General features: G+C 56.9%; 13 protein-coding genes. 1 reads left to right on the top strand and 12 read right to left on the bottom strand.

What is annotated here, in order from left to right:
- Positions 1-54: 54 nt before the first annotated feature.
- From baeR to ACZRKO_RS01730, 6 genes are read right to left on the bottom strand one after another with little or no spacing between them, the layout of a single operon-like run.
- Positions 55-774: an envelope stress response regulator BaeR gene (baeR, locus tag ACZRKO_RS01705; protein WP_463735548.1), complete on the bottom strand. Its 720-nt coding sequence runs from the start codon at positions 772-774 to the stop codon at positions 55-57.
- Positions 775-2,160 carry an envelope stress sensor histidine kinase BaeS gene (gene baeS / locus ACZRKO_RS01710; RefSeq protein ID WP_463735549.1) on the bottom strand — a complete coding sequence of 462 codons (1,386 nt, stop codon included), beginning with the start codon at positions 2,158-2,160 and terminating at the stop codon, positions 775-777.
- Complete coding sequence (mdtD, locus tag ACZRKO_RS01715) at positions 2,157-3,632, bottom strand: multidrug transporter subunit MdtD (RefSeq protein WP_463735550.1); 1,476 nt, start codon at positions 3,630-3,632, stop codon at positions 2,157-2,159. The genes baeS and mdtD overlap by 4 nt, the downstream gene beginning before the upstream one ends.
- Positions 3,629-6,733, bottom strand: a complete 3,105-nt coding sequence (mdtC, locus tag ACZRKO_RS01720) for a multidrug efflux RND transporter permease subunit MdtC (RefSeq protein ID WP_463735551.1) — start codon at positions 6,731-6,733, stop codon at positions 3,629-3,631. Before mdtC ends, mdtD begins: the two co-directional genes overlap by 4 nt.
- The gene (locus tag ACZRKO_RS01725) at positions 6,730-9,879 is read right to left on the bottom strand and encodes an MdtB/MuxB family multidrug efflux RND transporter permease subunit (protein ID WP_463735552.1); all 3,150 of its coding nucleotides are present in this window, start codon (positions 9,877-9,879) and stop codon (positions 6,730-6,732) included. Before ACZRKO_RS01725 ends, mdtC begins: the two co-directional genes overlap by 4 nt.
- Positions 9,879-11,138, bottom strand: a complete 1,260-nt coding sequence (locus tag ACZRKO_RS01730) for an MdtA/MuxA family multidrug efflux RND transporter periplasmic adaptor subunit (protein ID WP_463735553.1) — start codon at positions 11,136-11,138, stop codon at positions 9,879-9,881. Before ACZRKO_RS01730 ends, ACZRKO_RS01725 begins: the two co-directional genes overlap by 1 nt.
- A gap of 200 nt (positions 11,139-11,338) precedes the next feature.
- Here ACZRKO_RS01730 and ACZRKO_RS01735 point away from each other — a divergent pair, with 200 nt between their 5' ends.
- The gene (locus ACZRKO_RS01735; protein ID WP_463735554.1) at positions 11,339-12,292 is read left to right on the top strand and encodes an aldo/keto reductase; all 954 of its coding nucleotides are present in this window, start codon (positions 11,339-11,341) and stop codon (positions 12,290-12,292) included.
- Positions 12,293-12,370: 78 nt separating this feature from the next.
- On the opposite strand, the gene yegD is transcribed toward ACZRKO_RS01735, so the two are convergent.
- The 6 genes from yegD to ACZRKO_RS01765 all read right to left on the bottom strand — a co-directional run bounded on the left by yegD (position 12,371) and on the right by ACZRKO_RS01765 (position 19,556).
- Entirely contained in the window at positions 12,371-13,723 is a 1,353-nt protein-coding gene (gene yegD / locus ACZRKO_RS01740; protein WP_463735555.1) for a molecular chaperone, read from the bottom strand.
- A 772-nt stretch (positions 13,724-14,495) separates the two neighbouring features.
- Positions 14,496-15,428 (bottom strand): HpcH/HpaI aldolase/citrate lyase family protein, encoded by a 933-nt coding sequence (locus tag ACZRKO_RS01745; RefSeq protein WP_463735556.1) that lies wholly within the window; start codon positions 15,426-15,428, stop codon positions 14,496-14,498.
- A 12-nt stretch (positions 15,429-15,440) separates the two neighbouring features.
- Positions 15,441-16,532, bottom strand: coding sequence for a cysteine protease StiP family protein (locus ACZRKO_RS01750; RefSeq protein WP_463735557.1), 1,092 nt, complete (start codon positions 16,530-16,532; stop codon positions 15,441-15,443).
- The gene (locus tag ACZRKO_RS01755) at positions 16,519-17,355 is read right to left on the bottom strand and encodes an HAD family hydrolase (RefSeq protein ID WP_463735558.1); all 837 of its coding nucleotides are present in this window, start codon (positions 17,353-17,355) and stop codon (positions 16,519-16,521) included. The genes ACZRKO_RS01750 and ACZRKO_RS01755 overlap by 14 nt, the downstream gene beginning before the upstream one ends.
- Positions 17,345-18,517: a phosphoribosyltransferase domain-containing protein gene (locus ACZRKO_RS01760; protein WP_463735559.1), complete on the bottom strand. Its 1,173-nt coding sequence runs from the start codon at positions 18,515-18,517 to the stop codon at positions 17,345-17,347. Before ACZRKO_RS01760 ends, ACZRKO_RS01755 begins: the two co-directional genes overlap by 11 nt.
- On the bottom strand, positions 18,507-19,556 hold the full coding sequence (locus ACZRKO_RS01765; RefSeq protein WP_463735560.1) for an ATP-grasp domain-containing protein: 1,050 nt from the start codon (positions 19,554-19,556) through the stop codon (positions 18,507-18,509). The genes ACZRKO_RS01760 and ACZRKO_RS01765 overlap by 11 nt, the downstream gene beginning before the upstream one ends.
- Position 19,557: the final 1 nt, after the last annotated feature.

Here is a 19,557-nt window from a genome sequence, read left to right on the forward strand (position 1 = left end):
TGATCTGGAAGACAGACTTAGGCCAGATTTACATTTCTATGCATTCGTCTGCTGTTAAATCATCCGGCAGGGTTCTGCTTCCCACCGATAGCCCACACCATAAACGGCGCGGATAAAGGCCTTATCTCCGTCGATAGACTCAAGTTTACGGCGTAAATTCTTGATGTGGCTGTCAATAGTGCGGTCGGTAACGACGCGGTAATCGTCATAGAGATTATTGAGTAACACTTCGCGGGTGAAGACATAGCCCGGTTTCACCGACAGCGTTTTCAGCAGGCGAAATTCTGCCGGTGTCAGTTCCAGTTCGTGGCCCTGATAGCTGGCCTGAAAACAGGCTTCGTCGATATGCAAACCCAAATCATCGGCCGGATTATCCGCCGGACGCACGCAGCGGCGCAGGATCACTTTTACTCTGGCCACCACTTCACGCGGGCTGTAAGGCTTGCAGATGTAATCATCCGCGCCGATTTCCAGCCCCAGCAACCGATCGATTTCTTCAGTTTTGGCGGTGACCATCATGATCGGGATATCGGAGAACTGGCGGATATCGCGACAGATGCTCAGGCCGCTGCTGCCCGGCAGCATCAGGTCCAGCAGGATCATCGCCGGTGGGTTGGTTTTCACCAGCGGCACCACGTCATTCCCGTTGGAGAGCCACTGTGTGGCGTAACCGGCCGCCTCAAGGTAGTCGACCAGTAACTGACCGAGTTTCGGCTCATCTTCAACAATCAAAATTTGCAGCGGCGCAGGGCCGGATATCGCAGAGGAATTCATTCAGTTTCTCGGTCCAAGGGGAATAGAAAGCGGCAGACTGATGGTGATACAAACGCCGCCGGAAGGCGAGTGGCTGGCGCTTATCCGCCCGCCGTGGGCTTCAACAATATTCTGGCAGATCGCCAGGCCTAAACCGGAGCCGCCGCTGGCACGGTTACGCGAGCCCTCAGCGCGGTAAAACCGCTCAAAAATATGCTGTAACTGCTCGTCATTAATGCCCGGTGCGCTGTCCTGAAAAACAATGCGCAGCGATTTATCCCGTTTGCTGGCGATAATTTGCAGACCACCTCCGCCGTCAGTATAGCGCAGACTGTTTTCTAGCAAATTATTGAACAGCTGCGACAGACGTTGCGGGTCACCAAACAGCATCACTTTTTCCGGCAACGAACTGTTGAGCGACAACTGCTTTTGCTGGAACCGGTCGCGGTAACCGGCTTCAGCCAACTGAATCAGATGTACGGCATCGATCTCTTCTTTGCGGTAGGCCAGCGCGCCCGCATCCGAAAGCGAAAGCTGATAGAGGTCATCCACCAGCTTGGTCAAAATAGCGACTTCGGACTGCAACGAACTCAGCGAATCGAGCGTCATTTTGCGCACGCCGTCCTGCATCGCTTCCAGCTCACCGCGCAATACTGCCAGCGGCGTACGCAGTTCATGGGAAATATCCGCCATAAAAGCACGCCGCATCTGCTCATTTTTCTCCAGCGTGGTCGCCAGCTGGTTGAAATCCTGCGCCAGTTTGCCGAGCTCGTCCTGACTGTCCACTTTAACCCGGCTACTGAAATTGCCCGCCGCCAGTTGATGTGTCCCCTGAACCAGCCGTTTGACCGGCGCGAGCATACCGCGCGACAGCAGCCAGGTGACGGCGGCGGCCAGCAGGGCGGTAAAGCCAACGATGATCCAGCTGGTGCGGTTCTGCTGACGATCGAAATTAATGTCGGCGTTACGCGTCAGGCGCTCGGCGGGCGTGGAAAGCACGGTGCCGATATTCACACCGTTGACGTTCATTATGCGCCGTGTCCCTTTCATATCCGGCGGAATGGGGAGATCGGAACCGCCAATGCGCTGATCGTGGCTGTCGAGGATCCAGAACTTAGTCCGCCAGCCCTGCGGCGGCAGGCTGCTGCCATTATTTTGTTCGAATGAACGCATGATCTGATAGATCAACTTGTCGTTCTTTTGCAAAAACTCCCAGCTGCCGTGCAGCTTATACTGCTCCTGCAATGTATCTGCCAGCAGCTCCACGCGCTGCTCGTTACTTTGGCGAATATAGTCGATAAAGCCGTGCTCAAAGCTCATCCGCACGCCCCAGTTCATGGTGATTAACACCAGGCCGCAGGTGAAGAAGATGGCCATAAACAGCTTGGCGGTAATTCCAGGTCTCATGATTTTCTCATTGGGTCGGGTGAACCGGCCTGGGCGCGGCGGCGGTCAATCAGGGTATTTTTCAGGCCGTCATCCGGCACGCGTGAAAATACCCAAGCGGGCAGGGCGATAACCAGCGCCATGCATAAATAACAGTAAAGAAAGGCACTGTGCATCGTGGCGCTGCCTGCGACCACCTGCTGGTGGGCGAACAGGCCGAGGAAAATTCCCGCCACGCTGACTCCGAGGCTCATCGACAACTGCATGATCATCGACAGCAAACTGTTGCCGCTGCTCGCCAGACGCGACGGCAGATCTTTGAGCGTCAGTGTATTCATTGACGAGAAACGCAGCGAATTGACCATCCCCTGGAAGAACAGCACCACCGGGATCATCCAGTATGCACCGTATATCGCCACGAACGGGAAGATCAGGGTGATCAGCGCCAGTAATAATGTGGCGGTCACCAGTGCCCGGCGATACCCGAGCCTGTTCACCAGCCGCACCACTACGCGCTTCATCCCCATACTGCCGATCACCATCGGTACCATCATCAGACCGGCGTGGAACGGCGTGAAGCCCATGCCGAGTTGCAGAAATACCGGCGTCATAAACGGCAACATACCGCTGCCGATGCGCCCGAGGAAGCTGCCGATCAGACCAATTTTAAACGTTGGCGTATGGAACAACCGCAGCGAGAACAGTGCGGAGAGATTACCGCGTGCGTGCAGCCAGTAAATACCGAGTGACGCGACACCGACCGCCACCAGCAGCGCCAGTTGCCACGGCGAAAGGCCGAGTCCCCGGCTGCCGTCCAGCGCCAGCGTCAGGGTCGCCATGCCGATCGCCAACATGATGAAACCACTGATATCAAAGCGCCGGGTCTGCATCTGATAATTGGGCATGATCATCAACGTCGCGATCCCCCCGGCCAGCCCCACCGGCAGGTTGATCAGGAAAATCCAGTGCCAGCTGGCGTACTCCACCAGAAAACCGCCCAGCGCCGGGCCGAGTAACGGACCGACCTGACCGGGGATCGTCACCATGGTCATTGCGGCCATATATTCGCTGCGCGGTACGATTTTCAACACCGTCAGCCGCCCGACCGGCACCATCATCGCGCCACCAATCCCTTGTACTACGCGCGACATCACCAGCTCCTGCAAACTGGACGATTGCGCGCACAGCAGGGAACCGAGCGTGAACAAAACGATAGCCGAAAAGAACACCCATTTCACACCGACACGGTCTGCCAGCCACCCGCTGGCGGGCAGCATCACGGCGACGGTCAGCACATAGGCGACGACGACGCTGTGCATATGCAGCGGGTTTTCACCCAGACTGGCGGCCATCGAAGGCAGCGCCGTATTGACGATGGTGGTATCCAGCGCCTGCATGAAAAAACCGAAGGCCACAATCCACAACTGCCAGCGTACGGAAGGCGGCAGCGGGGCGGGCGGGGCAGTGTCTGTTATCTCAGAAGGTGATGTCATAAATCCGTGTCCGCAAGCGGGGTGAGTTTTGATTGTCGGCTGAATCGGCTGCGCAGCCGGTCAAAGAACAGGTACACCACCGGCGTGGTGTAGAGCGTCAGCAGCTGGCTCACGATCAGACCGCCGACGATAGTGATCCCTAATGGCTGGCGCAGCTCCGCGCCGTCGCCGGACGTCAGCACCAGCGGCAATGCCCCAAATAACGCGGCCAGCGTGGTCATCATAATCGGCCTAAAGCGCAGCAGACAGGCCTGAAAAATGGCCTCGCGGGCGGTAAGCTGCCCGCGTCTTTGCGCGTCAAGGGCGAAATCCACCATCATGATGGCATTCTTTTTCACAATACCTATCAACAGCATAATACCAATCAGGGCGATCAGGCTGAACGGTGCGCTGAACAGCTCCAGCGCCAGCAGGGCCCCCACGCCCGCCGAGGGCAGCGTCGACAAAATGGTCAGCGGGTGAATATAACTTTCATACAATATGCCCAGCACAATATACACGGTGGCAATGGCGGCGATAATCAGCAGCAACTGGGATTTGAGCGTCTCCTGAAACACCTGCGCGGTACCGGCATACTGGCCGTGAAGGGTTGACGGTACGCCAAGTTGCGTCATGGTGCGGTCAATCGCCGCCGAGGCCTCCGACAGGCTGCCGTCCTCAGGCAGGTTAAAGGAGACGGTCGCCGCTGCCGACATACCCTGATGGTTCACCTGTAACGGCGCGTTGGCGGGCTGCCATTTGGCGAAAACAGAGAGTGGGACTGAGGTTCCTGCGCTGTTGATAATAAACATTTTACTCAGCGAACTGACATCCTGTGTGTACTGCGGTGCGACTTCCATCACGACTTTATACTGGTTGAGTGGCTGATAAATGGTAGAAATCTGCCGCTGGCCGAAGGCGTTATTGAGCAACGCGTTGGCATTGGAAATCGAAATGCCAAGGCGCGCCATGGTGGCGCGATCGTAGGTCAGCTGCATTTCTGCGCCCTGATCCTGCTGATCGGAACTCACATCGGCAAGCTCCGGCAGTGCGCCAAGTGCTGCGGTGATTTTGGGCTCCCACTGACGTAAATCCTGCAAACTGTCCGACAGCAGCGTGTACTGATAGCTGGCATTGGCCTGTCGCCCACCGACGCGCACGTCCTGCACCGCCGAGAGATAAAGCCCGGCCCCGGCCTCCTGCGACGCCGCGGTGCGAAGGCGCGCAATCACCTCCTGCGCATTACTTGTGCGCACAGACAGGGGCTTAAGCGATATAAACATCATGCCACTGTTGGTGCGTGAACCGCCGGTATAGCCGGTAACGTTGGCCACATCTTTGTCCTGACTGACGAGGTGGATAAAGTCAGTCATTTTGCCGCGCATCGCCTGAAATGAAATGCTCTGGTCTGCCTGAATGTAGCCCATCAGGCGGCCGGTATCCTGCTCGGGGAAAAAGGTTTTCGGAATGGCGATATAAAGCCAGATATTCAGCGCAATAGTCGCCAGCAATACGACGCCGACCCAGCGCGCGTGATTGAGCACCCCGTTCAGTGACCGGCCATAACCCTGTTGAAGTCTCAGCAACAGTGAGCTGACGCCGTGCTTTTTCGGCGGCTGCGGCAGGGCAGCCGGGCGCAGCAACCAGGCGCACATCATCGGCGTTAAAGTCAGCGACACCAGCAACGAAATCCCTATCGCGACAGACAGCGTGACGGCAAATTCGCGAAACAGTCGCCCCGGCAAACCGCTCATTAACAGCAGCGGAATAAACACCGCCACCAGCGACAGGCTCATCGACAACACGGTAAAGCCGACCTCTTTCACACCCTGCAACGCGGCGTCCATCGGTTTCATTCCGGCTTCGATATGCCGCGAAATATTCTCCAGCACCACGATTGCGTCATCGACCACAAAACCGGTGGCGATGGTTAGTGCCATCAGTGACAGATTGTTCAGGCTGAATCCACACAGATACATGGCCGCAAAAGTACCGATGAGCGACACCGGCACGGCCACCGCAGGGATAAGCGTTGCGCGGCCTGAGCGCAGAAACAGAAATACCACCAGGATCACCAACGCTACCGCAATGCTCAGTGAGGTTTCCACTTCATCAAGTGAGGCGCGAATGGTTGGCGAGCGGTCCTGCGCCACCTGGAGAGTAATCGCGGCTGGAATGGCCTCCCGCAACTGGGGAAGTTCGGCACGGATACGGTCAACGGTGGCGATAATATTGGCGTCGGCGCTGCGGCGGACCAGCAGCAAAATGGCCGGTCTGACACCGCCTTTTTCAAGACCTGTCTGCCCGGCATTGCGCTGATCCTGCACACCGTCGCTGACGTCTGCGATATCCCGCAGATGGACAACATTGCCGTTGCTGACGTGTACCACCAGCGGCGCGTAATCTTTGGCGGTTTTCAGCGCATCATTGGTGCGGACCTGCCAATGCTGGCTGTCATCTTCGAGGGCGCCCTGCGGCTTGCGCACATTCGCGGCGGCAATGGCGGTGCGTACGGCGTCCAGCGATACGCCTTGATTAAACAGCGCCTCAGGGTTGAGATCGACCCGTACCGCAGGCAGTGAACTGCCGCCGACGGTCACGTCACCCACGCCGTCCAGCTGTGAAAGGGTTTGCGCCAACTGCGTCGAGGCGTAGTCGTACAGCTGGCCCTGACTGTAGGTATCCGAGGTCAGGGTCATTATCATGATCGGCGCGTCGGACGGATTGGCTTTACGGTAGGTCGGGCGGCTCGGCATTCCTGACGGCAGCAGACTTTGTGCAGCGTTGATCGCCGCCTGCACATCGCGTGCAGCCCCGTTGATGTCGCGGTCAAAATCAAATTCCAGTGTGATGCGCGTACTGCCGAGCGTACTGACAGAAGTCATCTCATTCACACCGGCGATGCGGCCCAGCGTGCTTTCGAGCGGCGTGGCGACGGACGACGCCATGGTTTCAGGATCGGCCCCCGGCAGCGTCGCGGTAACGGAAATCACCGGATAATCCACCTGCGGCAGCGGGGCGACCGGCAGCAGCCGGAAACCCAGCACACCTGCCAGCACAATCGCCAGCGTCAATAATGTGGTGGCGACCGGCCGGTGGATAAACAGCGCGAAGAATTTCATCGCGGGGACCGCTCAGTCTGCGATTCATGCTCCGCAGGCGGAGTATAAGCATGCGGGCGCAGTCGGCGCGCAAGCCGGTCAAATAGCAGGTAAATCACCGGCGTGGTAAACAATGTCAGCACCTGACTGACGATCAGCCCGCCGACCATACAGATGCCGAGCGGGCGGCGCAGCTCTGCGCCTACGCCGGTGCTGAGCATCAGCGGTAATGCCCCGAGCAGCGCCGCCAGCGTGGTCATCAGAATCGGCCGAAAGCGCAGCAGACAGGCCTGATAAATTGCCTCATACGGCGTCATGCCATGATCGCGCTCGGCGGCCAGCGCGAAGTCAATCATCATGATGGCGTTTTTCTTCACGATGCCGATCAGCAAAATAATGCCGATGATGGCAATCACGTCCAGCTCACTGCCCGCCAGCATCAGCGCCAGCAGTGCCCCGACGCCCGCCGTCGGCAGCGTCGATAAAATCGTCACCGGATGGATAAAGCTTTCATAGAGTACGCCGAGCACGATGTACATCGCCACCACGGCGGCCAGAATCAGCCACAGCGTGCTGCCAAGTGCTGCCTCAAACGCCAGCGTTGCGCCCTGAAAATGCACGCTGATATCGGCAGGCATCGCCAGATTTTGTTGCGCCAGTTTGATGGCGTCCACCGCTTGCCCAAGCGAATAGCCCGGCGCGACGTTAAACGAGACGCTAGCCGAGAGGAACTGATCCAGATGGTTGACCGACAGCGCGGTCTTGCGCTGCTCAAACTGGGCGATGGCGCTGAGTGAAATGCTGTTGCCGTTGCTGCCATTGAGGTGGATATCCTGCAACGCGCTTATGCCCGGCGTCTGCGCGGTATCGTGCATCAGCACCACGCGGTACTGGTTAGCCTGAGTATAAATGGTGGAGATCAGCCGCTGGCCGAAGGCGTTATACAGCGCATTATCGACATCGGTCATGCTGATGCCCAGACGGCTGGCGCTGTCTCTGTCGACCTTGATGTAGGCCTCCAGTCCCTGATCCTGCCAGTCACTGCTGACATCCTGCAACTGCGGCAGGGCGCGCAGATTGTCCAGCAGTTGCGGCACCCAGCGCCCAAGGGAGTCAGTGGTCAGGGTCTGTAAAGTGAACTGATACTGCGTGCGGGCGACCTGCGTGTCGATAGTCAGGTCCTGCACCGGTTGCAGATAAAGCGCGATGCCCGGCAGTCTGGCGACCGCTTCCTGCAGGCGCGGAATGATGGCATCCACACGGTCACTGCGGTCACTGAGTGGCCTGAGGGCAATCTGCAACCGGCCGGTATTGAGCGTTGGGTTAGTGCCGTCCACGCCGATAAACGAGGTCAGGCTTTCAACGTCAGGGTCCTGCAAAATAATCGCCGCCGCCTGTTGCTGACGGCTGGCCATATTACTGAACGACACCGATTGTGGTGCGACCAGCGTTCCCTGAATCAACCCGTTGTCCTGTACCGGGAAAAACCCTTTAGGGATCAGCATATAGAGCAGGGCGGTCAGCGCCAGCGTACCCAGCGCCACGCCGAGCGTCAGCCACTGATGGCGCAGTACCACCGTCAGCCCGCGCCCGTAGGTGGCAATAATGCGCTCGAACATTCGCTCCGACGCGCGCGAAAAATGGTTCTGTTTACGCAGCGATTCATGGCTGAGCATACGGGCGCACATCATTGGCGTCAGCGTCAGCGAGACGACAGCGGAGATCAAAATGGCTATCGCCAGCGTGACGGCAAATTCGCGGAATAACCGCCCGACAATATCGCCCATAAACAGCAGCGGGATCAGCACGGCGATCAGCGAAAATGTCAGGGAAATAATGGTAAAGCCGATTTCGCCCGCGCCTTTCAGCGCGGCATTGAGCGGTGTCTCGCCTTTCTCGATATAGCGCGAAATATTTTCGATCACCACGATAGCGTCATCGACCACAAAACCGGTGGCGATGGTCAGCGCCATCAGCGTCAGGTTATTGACCGAGAAGCCCAGAAAATACATCGCTGCAAAGGTGCCAATCAGTGACAGTGGCACCGCCACGCTTGGGATCAGCGTCGCGGCCACATTGCGTAAAAACAGGTACATCACCATGACAACCAGCGCCACCGAGAGCAGTAATTCGAACTGCACATCGCTAACCGAGTGGCGGATGGTGGTGGTCCGGTCAGTCACCAGATCGATGTGGACTGATTTCGGCAGATTCTGTTGCAGGGTCGGTAAAATTGCCCGGATGCTGTCAGCGGTGGTGATGACATTCGCTCCCGGCTGACGCTGAATATTCAGTACGATGGCCGGGCGTTTATCGGCCCAGGCCGCCAGTTTACTGTTTTCCGCGCCCTGTTCGACACTGGCGATATCGCTGAGCAACACCGGCGCGCCATTTTGATAACTGACCACCAGTGCGCGGTAATCGGCAGCGGATTTCATCTGGTCATTAGCGGAAAGCGTCACGGAGCGTTCCGGCCCGTCGAAGCTACCTTTGGCGGAGTTGACGTTGGCCGCGGCGATGGCAGCGCGAACTATTTCACTGGTTAGCCCGAGGGCAGCCATCGCGGGTGCATTCAGTTTGACCGTTACCGCCGGGCGCTCACCGCCGGAAATACTCACCCGTCCGACGCCGCTGACCTGTGCCAGTTTTTGCATCACGCGGGTTTCCACCAGATCTTCTACCGCGGTCATCGACATCGCGGTAGAGGTCACCGCCAGCGTCATGATCGGCGGATCAGCCGGGTTAACCTTGCTATAAACCGGCGGGTTGGGCAGATCGGTTGGCAGTAAATTGGTGGCGGAGTTGATGGCGGCCTGCACTTCCTGCTCGGCGACGTCCAGCGGCAGTTCAAGCCCGAACTGTAACGTAATAACCGACGCGCCGCCGGAACTTTGCGACTGCATCTGTTTCAGGCCAGACATCTGGCCGAACTGGCGCTCCAGCGGTGCGGTAATGGCTGACGTAGTGACATCCGGGCTGGCACCCGGATAGAGCGTAACCACCTGAATGGTCGGATAGTCGACTTCCGGCAGCGCCGCTACCGGCAGGGCACGGTAGCCGATAATCCCGGCCAGCAGAATCGCAATCATCAGCAGCGTAGTCGCCACCGGGCGCAGAATAAACAGACGCGACGGGCCGCCCTGAGGTTTATCCGGCATCACCTGCATCAGGATTTCCTGTGACGATGTTTTTCAGCGGGTTTATCCGCCGCTGCCGCGACCTGCGCGGCGGTTTCAGGCTCAATAACCTCGACGGTGGCGCCTTCAGTCAGGCGGTCAATACCGTCGGTTACTACGCGCGCTCCTGCGCTGATCCCGGCGGTGACGACGGTCTGCTGGCTGTCCTGCATTCCGGTGGTGACGATGTGTTTACTCACTTTTTGGTCACTGTCCACCACCCAGACAAAGTGACCCTCGTTGCCCATTTGCACCGCAGCGGTTGGTATCACTACGGCGTTTTGCAGAGTGCCGATTTTGAGGCGCGCATTGACGAACTGATTAGGGAACAGCGCATCGTCTTGATTATCAAAGCGCGCTTTCAGTTTGATGGTGCCGGTGGTGACATCAATCTGGTTATCGAGCGTCAGCAAGGTGCCCTGTGTCAGCTGATGCTGATTGGTGCGATCCCAGGCTTCAACTGTCAACGGCTGAGCATTGTGCTGCGACTGAACAATCGAACTGATGGTTGCTTCCGGCAGGGTGAAAACCACATCAATCGGATGCGTTTGGGTCAGCACCACAATGCCGGTCGTATCGCTGCTGGAGATAATATTCCCGATATCCACCTGCTTCAGGCCCACACGGCCATCGATGGGGGAGGTTATTTTACTGTAGGTCAGTTGCAGCTTGGCACTGTCAACCGCACCCTGATCCACCGCCACGGCGCCTTCACTCTGACGCACCAGTGACTGTTGGGTGTCCAGTTCCTGATGTGAAATTAAATTGGTTTTGACCAGTTGCTGGTATCGCATCAGATCACGGCGTGCGTTATCGAGCGTGGCCTGATCTTTGTTGAGCTGCCCCAGCGCCTGAGTCAACAACACCTGATAAGGACGCGGGTCGATCTCCGCCAGCAGATCACCGGTTTTGACCTGCTGACCCTCAGTGAAATGCAGCGACATCAGCTGACCATCCACCCGGCTGCGTAACGTCACGGTATTGGACGCCGTCACGGTGCCCAGCCCGCTGAGATATTGAGGAACGGATTTCTCGATAGCCAGCGCCGCCTGCACGGGAGGCAGCGGCATATTGCGCCGCCCTCCGCCTGCGGGACGCGCCACACTTTTCACATTTTGCGCACCGGTTTTTACGCTCTGTGGGTCGGGCTTTCCCATCGAGAAATACCAGACGCCCAGCGCGGCAATCACCAACACCAGCAGGATAATTACTATTCGCAGAGGGCTTTTACGCACAGTTTCACTCTTCATGTTCATCCCTTTTTATAGGCATAGTGTAGCCATCGCCGGCAGATGAAAAATGAAGGAAATAAGGAGTCACTTTCATCCGCTGACAATTTAACGCCTTCTTCCGCCTGACATTATGTACTGAAGTGCTACTGTTATTCTTTCTGCACTCATCATTCACAGACAAAGCAATTTTCAATCTGAACTTAAAAAGGGAACACGTCATGAGTAAAAGAGAACTGGGTCGTTCCGGCATTCAGGTACCAACGTTGACTTTCGGCGGTAATGTATTTGGCTGGACCATTGATCAATCTACATCTTTTAGCATTCTCGACGCCTTGCTTGAACATAATCTCAACTTTATTGATACCGCCGACGTCTATTCCAGTTGGGTGGAGGGCAATAAAGGGGGGGAGTCTGAAACTATTATCGGCAACTGGCTGAAAAAATCCGGCAAGCGCGACCAGATTATCCTGGCGACTAAAGTGGGCAAACCGATGGGCGAAGGCAATGTTGGCCTCTCCCCACGCTACATTAAACAGGCGGTTGAGGCCTCGCTCACGCGCCTGCAAACGGATTATATCGACCTGTATCAGTCTCACGATGACGATGCAGACACGCCGCTGGCGGAAACGATGGGCGCCTTTGATGCGCTGATCAAAGAGGGGAAAGTACGTGCTGTCGGGGCTTCCAACTACAGCGCACCGCGCCTGATTGAAGCGCTGAAAGTCAGTAAAGACAATAATCTGGCGCGATACGAAACCCTTCAGCCGCTGTATAATTTATGCGACCGCAAGGTGTATGAAGAGGATCTGGAGAAGGTGGTTTCTGACCATGGTCTGGGAGTGATCAACTTTTACGCGCTGGCAAGCGGGTTCCTCACCGGGAAATACCGTACCAAAGCCGATGCCAGTAAAAGTCAGCGCGGCTCAAAAGTGGTGGATACCTACCTCAATGCGCGTGGCCTGAAGATTCTGGCGTCACTGGATGAGGTGGCGCAGAAACATAACGCGAAACCGGGGCAGATTGCGCTGGCGTGGCAGATTGCGCGCCCGAGTGTGACCGCACCGATAGTCAGTGCGACTTCGCTCCAACAGCTTGATGAACTGGCAAAAGCCGCTGACCTGACGCTGGATGATGCGGATATTCGTGCATTGAACGAAGCCAGCAGCTGGTAAACCACGCTTATCAGTGCAAAAAAACCGCCTGCGATATTCACTTAACGCAGGCGGTTTTTTACGTTCAGGCAGACAAACTTAACGGAACAGCGTTTGTGCCCAGCGTGCCAGCCCGGCGGTCACCGAGCCAAAATCATTGCCACCGACCAGTGGGATCCCCGGCAACTGGGCCTGTAATGCGGCGCGCAGAAGCGGTGAACGTGCACTGCCACCGGTCAGGTAAATCACGTCCGGCTTGATATCGCTGGTGGAGAGCGCCAGATTCACCTGCTCCTGAATGCGTTCCAGTGGCTGCGCAATGGCATCACTCAGCTGCTGCTGGCTGATATTTTCGGCCAGACCGGCTTCAATAAAGTCCAGCGTGGCAGTGACGTTTTCACGTTCGGACAGCGCGATCTTGCTCTCTTCGGCTGTCCGCACCAGACGATAGCTCAGACGTTGCTGATGCACTTTCAGCAGCCGTTTAATCTGCTCTGGTTGTGCAGCATCGCGGATCAAATCCCGCAGCATACGGCCATTCGCCACACTGTAGAAATCCAGCTGTGCCGGTACATCGTTGGTGGCGACGGCGTTCCAGTAAGGCAGGGAAGGGATCGCAATGCCTTTCACGGTTTCACTGCCCATACCAAACTGTGGCGTCAGCTGTTTAAACGCGGTCATGATGTCCAGATCGTTGCCGCCCACGCGGCAGCCGCTGTGGCCAAGCAAACTTTGCTGGCGTTCGGCTTTGTCACGCCATTGTGGCCCCATCAGCAACACCGAGCAGTCGGTGGTCCCGCCGCCGATATCAACGACCAGCACGGTTTTCTCTTCGGTCAGCGTAGCTTCGAAATCAAGCCCTGCGGCCACGGGCTCAAACTGGAAGGCGATATCGCGGAAACCAGCCCGTTCAGCGGCGCGTTGCAAAATTCCCTGTGCCTGACGGTTGGCGTCTTCGCCGCCCATCCCCTGGAAGTTAATCGGGCGGCCAATTACCGTCTGCTCGATACTTTGTTGCAGGGAGTTTTCTGCCTGACGCTTGATGTGGAACATCATGGCGCATACCAGATCTTCAAACAGCGCAATCTGCTGCGGTTTCAGACCGTTAGCACCCAGGAAGGATTTCGGCGATCGCACGAAATAGACCTCTTCCGGATCTTCCATATAGGTAGAAAGCGCCTGCAAACCAAAATTCACGCTGTTGGCATTAACCGGGATATCTTCCTCGCGGTTAAAGTTGATACTGCGGCGCAGCAGTGCAAGGTTTTCATCACTGCCCGCCGGAATCTGCCCGTGACGGTTCAGCCATTCGCTGACCGCTTCACGCGTAGGCGCGCAGAGCATGGAGGGTAAATAGGGATCGTTGTTCTCTAACGCCAACAGGTGGGCGTTATCATCGCGCATCACGGCGACGGAGCAATTTGCGGTGCCGTAGTCAAATCCAATAAACATCACAGTTCCCCATGCCAAAGAAGGGGCAGGACTGTATGTGGTTTTGACTTCGAATTCAACTCTAATGCTTGGGCGGCAGCCCAAACCTGCTTTTAAATCTTCAAATTCAAAACCTTGGGCTGCCGCCCAAACTGGCCTTAAGAGGCGTCTATCGCCGCGCCTCTTAAGAATCTCCGGCTCTTTTAAAAACAGCAGCTACGCTGGTCACAATGGCCGTGTTTCAGGTATTTCGGTTATAGCCGCAAAATGTCAGCCCTGACGGGCTTCCCGGCTACGGGTTCGAGCCAACGGTAAAGATGTTGTCTCTCCATCGACTTGCCGGTGACATTTTGAATGCGGCCGAGGCTTTTTTAAGTTCAAAACCAAAGCGGGATTTTGAACGCGGTCCCGGCTTTTCTAAATTCAAAACCAGACTGTGTTTGTCTTTCAACAAAGTGTGGGCCGCATTCAAAAATGGCGCTGAGCCAGAGGTGGAAAACCGCGAGTCTTTTTTCGCGGGTTGTAACCCGCAGCGAAGGCACCGCAACGCGGCGCTATTTTGCGGCTATAACGAAAGCCCCTGAAACACGGCCATCCCAACTTGCGCAGCTGCTGTTTTTAAAAAGAGCCCGGGATTCTCAAGGGTGGTGGCGATAGACCACCCTTGAGGCCAGTTTGGGCGGCAGCCCAAGGTGTTGACCTTGAATTTAAAAGCCAGTGTGGGCGGCGAGCCCACGACCTTGAATTTGAATTTAAAGATTTAAAAGCAGCTTTTGGCTGCCCTCCAACTCATCTAAAGCGCATCTTCGAATCGCCATTCGGATGGCTCCCCATACCCGTATTTCTTCCCCTGCTGAATGACCCGGTGCGCCCAGTTTACGTGAGTAGCCGGTTCACACATGGCGCCGTCGGATTTGTAGACCGCGCTGTCGGCATTGAGAATACGTAACGCTTCCTGATAATCACGGGGGGCGACGCGCAGGGCGTTGTGGATGATGGGGATTTGGCTCGGGTGGATGGCGGTTTTGCCGACTAAACCATGCAGGACGTCCTGTTTTAACTCGCGACGTAGCATGTCGTCGGGGTCAATCAGCTCGCAAACCGGGGAGGTCAGGGCAAATCCCTGCGCACCGAATACGCTGACCAGCATTTTAATCACATAACCCAGCGGACCTTCGTACAGGGTATGTTCTTTACTGCGGCGCAAACCCAGTACGCTCATCAAATCATTGCCGCCGATGCGCAGCACCAGTACGCGGTTAGCCGCTTTGGCTTTCAGCGCTTCTGCCATCTGCTGCATTTTAGTGACATCGTAAACCTCGGCATCTTCCAGCGTCGGCATCCACAATAAATGGGTGCCTGCGGTGATCCGCAGCCAGCTATCGAGCGAAGATAGCGTAAATTTGGGTAACACCAGCCCCTCTGCCGCATGCAGGCAAAACGTTTTATCCGCCACCAGCGCAGCGGCCATGGCAGCATGACGTGGGCGAATAAACACCAGCGGACCGTTGCCAAAATTGCGGGGGCTTTGGAGAATGAACAGCGTTTTACGCAAGTTGTCCAGCGCCTGCGGAATATCCCTGTCCAGCACGGCATCTTCCAGACAGATCACCATCGACAGCAGTTCAGGGTACTTTTCGCCGCAGGCAATGTGCGTCAGTTCGTGGTGCGTTGCGGGAACATACAGGGTGGCCCCGAGGTCATTAGGACTGATTTTTTTCATCAAACTTTCTCCGGCTCATGCCACATGCTTAATCAGGGTTACGGCGCGATAGGCGCCAATTTCAGCCCCGACTTCCTCTACCCGGATGCCTTGGCTTTCGGCCAGATGAACCAACAGCGCGACGTCGGCATCTTGCTTACTGGCGACCAGCACGTGATCCGGTACGCGGCGCATTACGGCGCGGGTCGCTTCGGCGATACCGGGTTTAATGTGGTTAAGCGAACGCACGTTAAAACGTTCGGCCAGCCGGTTAATCACCTGCCCGCTCATTTTCCGCAGGTGGTTTTTCTCTTCATCGCGTGGGAACACGGCGGGAATATCGGCGGTCTGCTGATGGCGCAGGGCGTCGATCGCTGCGACGAAAGCTGCACTGAGATCGAAAGGTTGCAGGTGCTGGCAGAACATCGAGGCGTGAAAGCCGCTTTCGCGCCATAGCGAACGGCTGACCAGCCCGGAAACCGGTGCCCCGAGAATGCCAAAAGGCATCAGCCAGTCTTCTCCGCTGGAAGAGAGCCATGCACAGCCGCCGGGGTCAGCCAGCACCGCCAGCCTCGGCGGTGAACCGAATTCAGGCCTGTCGGTTAGCGACGCGCAAAGCTGGCGTGAAATCGCCCCTTTGCCGGTCCAGCCGTCAATAAAGACTACGCCTTCGCTGCCGTGTTTTTGAGTGATATAGCCCAGTGCGGCTTCGTCCAGCCCACGGTCACGGATGATGCTAATGCCGTAATGCACCGCGTCGACGTGTAAATCCCGCAGGGCATGGAGCAGGCAGACACCCAAGGGCACGCCGGCACGCACCAGCGAGGTGAGTACAATCGGACGGGCGGTGATCTGCGTCGCCAGACCTTTCGCCAGTGCGGTGACTTCGCGCGCCAGACGCGGGCCGAAGTCGGTCATGGCGTGCTGATAGAGCGACAGATGTTTGTCAGAGGGCGATGGCTCCTGCGACAGCATGTCCGAATAGTGCTTTTCGCCGCTCTGGATAAGTCGCTCTTTCTCTGCTACTGAGATGAACGTAATCTGCGCCGGAGCGAGTAAAAACTGAATGTCGCCCGGCGGATATGAGCCTGACAGCAGCGTCTGCTGTAATAATTCAGGTTGCGGCATGGCTCCCTCCCCGCTGTCCGGTGGTGGGAAGGGCACTCTCCAGAGCGGCCAGTAACTGGCTGCGCTGTGGCAACACCATAAAGTCGCACTGCTGCATAAAGCTGAAGTCTGAGAGGCTGTCGCCAAAACCCAGCGCCGGGCGGTCAGGATGTTCAGCCCGAAGCCGCGTCAGCAAGAATTTCACTGCATGGACTTTCTCAATGCAGGCTGGTAGCCAGGCGACGTTATTGCCATTGCGGTGCACATAAAAACCCTTCATATCGAAAGTCTGTTCTACCCAGTCGGCGTACTGATTCAGCGCGCTAAGGTGCTGACTGTCGTTAACCTTCATGACCAGATAGATGGGCATACCGTACTCCTCGTTCATCCGGCACCATCCCGCCTCAACGGGCAGGTGCGATGAAACGGCCTGCGGGTCAGCCAGCATTTGGCTGAGGTGCCGTTCCAGTGCGAAAAGACGCGGCAAATAGTCGCGCATTTGCTCTGCGATAAGCCGTTGCCACTGTGCATCGGCTTTGCCTTCAGGGGTGAGGATCACTGCGCCGTGGGTGGTAATTGCCCATGAATCAAAAGAAATGCACACGCGGGCCATCTCTTCGGTACCGCGTGCGGTCACCGGAATGGTTTCGGCACCCGCCAGCAGCCACTGCACCATATTGTTCTGACGCGGCGTCATGAAACTGCGGGGCGCAAAGCTTCGGTCCAGCGCGCCAGGCTTGCTGAGCTCACGCTCGCGGGCATCGGTAATTTTTCGGCCGGTCTGAAACAAGGTGTCATCAAGATCGGTAAAGATCAGCGGGCGCGTGGCGAAATTAGCAGTCATGGACGGCCTCGTTGATTTCCAGATTATTGAATTGCGCCAGAAAGGCGGGGTCCCACGAGTCTGCCGGCGTCTCTGAGCATAAAATCACCCGATCCCACTGCGCAGGGTCAACGTTATAGACATACATCGGCACGCCAAGGCCGTAGTTATCGGTAAAACTCATGGCAGAGCGGATAGCATTGCCTGTCGCGACCGGTGAGCGAGTGGTTGAGCTGAAACAGACTTCCGCTCCCTCATCTTCCAGCCACTGCGCCAGTAAATAGGGCTGCCACACATATTCGCCTGAGCCGAGTACCAGAATACGCTGGCCTTTCTGAGGTGCCGCCGCCGTCAGTAAGCGGGTATGACATTCAACGCCGGTTCGCCCCCATAAACCCGCGATATCATTGAGCGGCTGTGAGCCACGGGCCGTGACGTTAACGTTCGGGGCGTTGACCGGCGGCGGATTTGCAGCGGCTTCCCACTGCCAGCGGCCACGGGCCAGTGAAACCGCCGTGACCGGCAGGCTGATATGTTCGGCCAGCGCGTTTTCCGACCAGTCGGTTAGTGTCGCCGTGACAATATGTTCGAGCTGGTTCAGTCCGGCTTCTTTCAGTGCATTGTATAAATTGAGAAAGGTTTTCCCGGTTGTGGCTTCGTCATCCACCATGACCAGCGTGCGGGCCTGTAGCAGTTTTTCCCGAAGTTTAGGCTCGGTTGGGATATGGACCAGATGCGCGGTGGCGTGGCTGTGCTCCTCTTCGAAGCGACAGAGTAAATCGGCCCCGAGCGGATGCCGCGTGGTGGTCAGCAGGAGGCTGTCGGTATAGCGCTGCGAGAGAACTGAGTGCACACCGGCCGCCAGCCCCACTGCCGTCTCTGCCATACCGGTGACCAGCACCGGACCGGGCAGCCCATCGGGAATGCTGTTGGCGAGATCCGTGAAGGCCTTGCGGATCAGCCGCGGCGGGCAGGGAATATGACGCCCCAAAATTTTACTGACGAACAAAAATGCCCGGCGCGGATTGCGCCGCTGGGCCATATCAAACAAGCTTTCTGCATTCCAGCCGGACTGGCTGCGAAGTTGCAATGACATCACACCCGCACTCAGCGCGGCCTGATAGCGTTCTTCAGCCTGATACTGCTTCTGACAGGGGGCATCAACCACGGATTCAATTTTCATTAGTCATCTCAGCGGCAGGTATGTGGACGGCATGGTCAAGAATACGCACGTTGCGTTGTGTCAGTTTTTGCTCCGTCAGGGGCAGCCCGAGACGCGAGGCGGCCATGATGGCAGGTAAATTGATGCCGCTTTGCAGGCCGTAAGGCACACCGCCGCTCGGGCGCAGGTTGCACTCCAGTACACGGGCTTTGCCCTGATTGTCAGCACGGGTTTGTACGTTGATCATGCCATCGGCATGAAGCAGTTTTGCCACCTGACGGGCCAGTTTGATCTCTTCACCCTCGGTAAAAAACTGCTGAAGTGCGTCATTTTTGCGCCTGCCGAGTACGGCAAGTGTGCGGCCCTGCTCAGTGACCATATCAATGCTGCACTCTGGCCCCGGCAGGTAAGGCATGACCAACATCGGCTGCGACAATCCGCCGCTTTTCGCCACCATATCCAGATAAATTTGCGTATTTACCCGCCGGGTTTCGGGTTTTCGCAGCACCAGATCCGCAGGCGCATTGTCATCCAGCCGCCAGTAACCGCAGCCATAAATACCCTGATTGGGTTTTACGCACAGTTCGGGGAAATCAGACTTAATGCTCCTGAGCGCGGCTTCCAGCGCGGGAAGGGAATCCACCAGACAAGCTGGCGTGTGGGCGATGCCGTTTTGCGCCAATTGCAGGGTAAAACGGTACTTATCCTCGGCCAGTAACAGGCTTTCAATATTCAGCGTGCCGGTGATCAACACCACGCCTGCCGCTTCTATCTGTGGGCGGTGCTGCTCAAACCAGGCATCGCCGCGCCCGGCGTGGATCAGGCTCACGTTATAACGGGCAATATTGTCGAGAATAAACGCCAGTTTACGGGGTTTATCTGCCGGTTCGCGCAGTGCGACGTCTGCCATACCGGTGATTTCCGGACGGAAATCCCTATGCGATGCCATCAGCTGCAAAGGCGTTCCCTGACGGTTGTGCCATTTTTCTGTGGTGATAGCACAGCGCAGGGCGTGAAGAATGCCGCGTTGTGATGAAAGACCTTCCATTGACCAGATCATT

The organism is Ewingella sp. C233 (assembly GCF_055407225.1).

Excerpts from the sequence above, each read along its gene's own strand:
- baeR (WP_463735548.1), bottom strand. The coding sequence starts at position 774 with ATGAATTCCTCTGCGATATCCGGCCCTGCGCCGCTGCAAATTTTGATT.
- baeS (WP_463735549.1), bottom strand. The coding sequence starts at position 2,160 with ATGAGACCTGGAATTACCGCCAAGCTGTTTATGGCCATCTTCTTCACC.
- mdtD (WP_463735550.1), bottom strand. The coding sequence starts at position 3,632 with ATGACATCACCTTCTGAGATAACAGACACTGCCCCGCCCGCCCCGCTG.
- mdtC (WP_463735551.1), bottom strand. The coding sequence starts at position 6,733 with ATGAAATTCTTCGCGCTGTTTATCCACCGGCCGGTCGCCACCACATTA.
- ACZRKO_RS01725 (WP_463735552.1), bottom strand. The coding sequence starts at position 9,879 with ATGCAGGTGATGCCGGATAAACCTCAGGGCGGCCCGTCGCGTCTGTTT.
- ACZRKO_RS01730 (WP_463735553.1), bottom strand. The coding sequence starts at position 11,138 with ATGAAGAGTGAAACTGTGCGTAAAAGCCCTCTGCGAATAGTAATTATC.
- ACZRKO_RS01735 (WP_463735554.1), top strand. The coding sequence starts at position 11,339 with ATGAGTAAAAGAGAACTGGGTCGTTCCGGCATTCAGGTACCAACGTTG.
- yegD (WP_463735555.1), bottom strand. The coding sequence starts at position 13,723 with ATGTTTATTGGATTTGACTACGGCACCGCAAATTGCTCCGTCGCCGTG.
- ACZRKO_RS01750 (WP_463735557.1), bottom strand. The coding sequence starts at position 16,532 with ATGCCGCAACCTGAATTATTACAGCAGACGCTGCTGTCAGGCTCATAT.
- ACZRKO_RS01755 (WP_463735558.1), bottom strand. The coding sequence starts at position 17,355 with ATGACTGCTAATTTCGCCACGCGCCCGCTGATCTTTACCGATCTTGAT.
- ACZRKO_RS01760 (WP_463735559.1), bottom strand. The coding sequence starts at position 18,517 with ATGAAAATTGAATCCGTGGTTGATGCCCCCTGTCAGAAGCAGTATCAG.
- ACZRKO_RS01765 (WP_463735560.1), bottom strand. The coding sequence starts at position 19,556 with ATGATCTGGTCAATGGAAGGTCTTTCATCACAACGCGGCATTCTTCAC.